Source organism: Bacteroidota bacterium (genome assembly GCA_039111535.1).
In the GTDB taxonomy this organism is placed as follows: Bacteria; Bacteroidota; Rhodothermia; order Rhodothermales; family JAHQVL01; genus JBCCIM01.
Genome location: JBCCIM010000321.1, coordinates 1 through 4,035 on the forward strand (window position 1 = coordinate 1; position 4,035 = coordinate 4,035).

The following is a 4,035-nucleotide window of genomic DNA, read 5'->3' on the forward strand; positions in this document are numbered from 1 at the left end:
AAAACGGAGTCACAACAAAACGGAGTCACAACAAAACGGAGTCACAACAAAACGGAGTCACAACAAAACGGAGTCACAAAAAACGGAGTCACAACAAAACGGAGTCACAAAAAAACGGAGTCACAAAAAACGGGAAGACGAAAACCCGAAAAAGAAATCACTTAATCAAAAACGCTGTTTTGGTTTTGATCACAGCGCCGGCTTCCATCACAATAAAGTATACGCCGCTAGGCTGATTTTCAGCGTCCCAGGCTACTTCGTGCTTACCCGCCGGCACCGTTTGATTGGACAACAATTGTACTTCCTGACCAAGCACATCATACACCCGAATCTTCACCTGGGTGGGCTGTGGCACCTGGTATGTAATGGTGGTGCTGCCGCTAAAGGGATTCGGGAAATTTTGCGCCAACGCAAAGCCATCAGGCGACACGCCTTCCTCTTCTGTGGAAGTTGGCAATTCGCCTGTAAAATACTGGTAGAACATGAACTGCATTTCATCCGAGCTCAACAAGCCAAAGCGGATGGTCCGGTCGGTTGTGTTGTTATACGTGGTTACGAGGCGAACCTGATCGCCGGCTTCAAATGTCAATGGTGGATCCAGATGCAGCAACGGCGGATGCTCCCAGTCGTTGGTCCAATACAGCAGTTTGTTGTCGTTTTTGCCGCCAACCCCCTCAATCCGAAATTCTGTCATGCGTTCGTGCGCGTGTGCCCACATCTGCAAAATATGCTGCTGTTCGCCAAAGGTGAAGGTTTTGGAAACAGTTGTCACCTGGTTGGGCGGCAACTCAAACCCCATGTTATTAAAATTGCCAGGCGAAGCAAAAAAGTCTACATCTTCCTCATCTACCGTGTAGATGTTTGCGTACACTTCGCCGGTAATCGTTTCTGTAGAACGGTTGACGCTATGGGAATTCAGATCAAAACCTGAGCCGGCAGGCAGCCGCAGCGCAACGCCTTCCGGGAATTGGTAACGGATGTACGGGGTCTGTGTACCCACAAAAAATCGAAATGGAAACAGCACATTTAGCTGCAGGAGCGGCGCAGCGTTGAGCGTACCGTTTGGCTGGCGGACATCCCTGTACGTCTGAGGTGGCGGTGTGCTCACGCCTGCCGGGTAATTGTACAGAATAAAGTGGTGGCTACCCGGACGCATCGAGATCTCATACCCACTCACAAACACGTCTTCTGTTGTCTCAAAGGGCTCGTAGTAGAGGAATTCGCGGTCGTGTACCTCTGCCGGCCACACATCAAAAGGCCCTACGTGAAACTGCATGCCCTGTGCAGGGGGATCAAGCGGGGTAAATGGCGGCGGCTCATAGCGCGTATCGTCATTCAACAATGCCTCATCTGCAACGATGCCATTTTCGGGTGCGCCGGCTTCTATCCAGGCGGTGAGGTAGTTGATTTCACCGGTTGTGAGGGATGGCAACCCCAGCGGCATCAGGGAGCCATAGTCGGGGTGGTCGTCATAGAAGTGCGCCTGGTTTGGCGCGTTGACCTTTTCCCACAGAAAACTCAGGTGCGGCGCCGGCAATCCCCCAACAGAACTGATGCGCACCAAACCCGCTTTTGCGGCTGCGCTATTCTTGGGAGGCACATCGATCAGGTTGTCGTAGGAGACATCCGCCGTGAGCACGAGGCCCGACTGTGCCGCAAAGCCAGAGCCGGCGACATGGCACTGTACACAGTTATTGTCAAAGATCCTCGTCTGAATCACGTCCCAGGTGTCTTGCTGCGCATTAGCAGTGCCCGCCAGCATCACAAGCAAAAGGGCCGGCAAACCCAATCTGGACATACACTTCATGAAATTACCTCTTGGTTCATGGTCTCACGGCTGAACGCACAAAAGGTACTCCAAAAAACCGTAATCACCTACGGGTTATTAAATAAAACCAGTGCGCACTTCACGGTGCAAAACGGCAAGCCAAAAGCGCAAGGCCGTATACAGGCCATTTATTTCCCCGGCTCGAGCATCGCCTGGATAGATGACATCACTTGCCGGTCAATCGATTCTCCGTCGTAATGGCGGAGCAGTCCATCGAGCGCCGTGATGCTTGCATCATATACGCCGGCTTCTTCAACCAGATTGATCAGCGCGGTCAATGAGGTATAGAGGTTCTCGGTCCACTTGATTAACGTGATGTCTCGGATGACCGTCATGAAGTACTCGGGTGTACCTTTCCAGTCTTTCACCAGAGAAAAGGTTAATTGTGCCCAAACGCTATACCCTATTTTGGTCTGGTAATGCACATCCACTTCCCGGTAATTTGCGGTCCCCATATGGAGCTCACGCAATATAGTGGTCAGCTTCTCGTCTGTCTCTTCATAAGAGTCGGGATGATACGCCACCACCCAGTCATTCTCCAGTTCGGAGAGCGAGTACCCGAGGTACTGCTCAAGGGAATCGTCTACATGGTGCCACGCGTGTGAATCAGCAGAAATAAGGACGATGTAAGGCCCCTGCACCACGTGTGGGTCCGGTACAAATTTTCTATAGAGGCTGTAATCTGCATAATGCCTGAAGAAGCTGGATTCTTTGACCAGCAAATCACCAATAAAGCGAAAGCGGCTCTCGTCTTTTTCAATACGCTGTTTGAGGGCATTAAATGTGCGCGCACCTGTTTTCAGGAAGCAGGTGTTTATGGCATGCAGTGCTGCAAGGGAATTGTCGTTTCTCGTAGGAATAATTCTAGTACTCATGGCAACCGGTATATCCGGGCCGCGAGCTTGCTTGGGGAGGCAAAAGGAGCGGCCGTAAATAGAATTGAGTTTAACGGGAATCTAATGTATGCGCCGGCTACATAAGTACAGTTAAGAACGTGTCACAATTTCATGCAAAGTCTATGAAGGTCTAACCACGTTTCCCGCTTCCTCCCTGCCCCATGCCTAACACGACAGTTTAGCATCACCACATACGCTACATCCAAAGACAATCCAGTCCATCTGTAAACATGTGAAAGAGCAACCCTGTAGCAACAATGCGAAGCCGGGGCACAAGCAGCATGAGGAGATAACCCGCGATCGCAACTTCTGTGTGTAATGGATGAAATCCGATGCTGCACCGGTCCGCAACAAACAAGGTGGGACATGAAAAGAGCTGTGTGACACCTTCTGCTGCAAGAAACGATTGGCAGGCCCAAATGTGGTCTATATCAACAAGCATGGTTGCCAACATAATGAGCCAGGCCTTTTTCCACTGCGGACGAAAAAACAACCAGGCAAGGGCTGCCGGCGCCAGGAAGTGAAGCGCATAATGAACAATTGGCTGGAGCGCGGCAATCATCTTAGAGCGCTTTTGTCATGGCATAATTATGAATGGCCACGCCACCAAGTTGCAGTTCGCGACGCTGCTGCACGTCAAATCCCTTCCGCTCAAAAAACGGCTTCGCCACTTCACTTGCTTCAGTTACCAACTTCTTGATTCCCAACTGCAGGGCTTCAGCTTCCAAAGTTTCATACAAATGCGATGCATACCCTTGGCCGGCTACCTCTGGTGCTGCATACAAGTGGTCGATGTGCCCATCCTGCTCAAGGTCACAATAAACGACAATCTGTTGCCTGACGATGGCAACCAGCCGCAAGCGTCCATCGTGTCCCATCCTGTGCATTCGACCCGGAGTAGGCGTTTGTGATGCCCAGGCTTCAACTTGTTCATCTGAATACTTGCGCACACCCAGGTGCTTCACCGAACGGTAGAAAAGCGAAGACAGCGCAACGGCATCTTCGGATCGGCATGGTCTGATTCTCATTTTGCCCTGCAGCAGAGATAGGATAGGTTAAAGGCCCTATGATATGGGGCTGCTGCCAGGATTCAAAATGAATGGCGAATGATACGGATCAAGGGGATGGTCGGTGTTTTTTTCGGGTTTTCGGGTTTTCGGGTTTTCGGGTTTTCGGGTTTTCGGGTTTTCGGGTTTTCGGGGCAAAAAAAGAGAGCACTCGACTTTCGCCATTCAACACGCGATACTCAACGCCCCACTTAGCGCCCTTAAATGCCGTGTATTAATTCCCGCCACTGGCATCCTGGTACGA

4 protein-coding genes are annotated in these 4,035 nt (G+C 51.1%); all 4 read right to left on the minus strand.

Annotation, left to right across the window (positions count from 1 at the left end; genetic code table 11):
• Positions 1 to 157 precede the first annotated feature (157 nt).
• Positions 158 to 1,798, minus strand: coding sequence for a T9SS type A sorting domain-containing protein (locus AAF564_26310; GenBank protein ID MEM8489087.1), 1,641 nt, complete (start codon positions 1,796 to 1,798; stop codon positions 158 to 160).
• A gap of 158 nt (positions 1,799 to 1,956) precedes the next feature.
• Positions 1,957 to 2,703, minus strand: coding sequence for a PAS domain S-box protein (locus AAF564_26315; GenBank protein MEM8489088.1), 747 nt, complete (start codon positions 2,701 to 2,703; stop codon positions 1,957 to 1,959).
• A gap of 217 nt (positions 2,704 to 2,920) precedes the next feature.
• Positions 2,921 to 3,286 (minus strand): DUF6122 family protein, encoded by a 366-nt coding sequence (locus tag AAF564_26320; protein ID MEM8489089.1) that lies wholly within the window; start codon positions 3,284 to 3,286, stop codon positions 2,921 to 2,923.
• Position 3,287: 1 nt separating this feature from the next.
• Positions 3,288 to 3,752: a GNAT family N-acetyltransferase gene (locus AAF564_26325; GenBank protein MEM8489090.1), complete on the minus strand. Its 465-nt coding sequence runs from the start codon at positions 3,750 to 3,752 to the stop codon at positions 3,288 to 3,290.
• Positions 3,753 to 4,035: the final 283 nt, after the last annotated feature.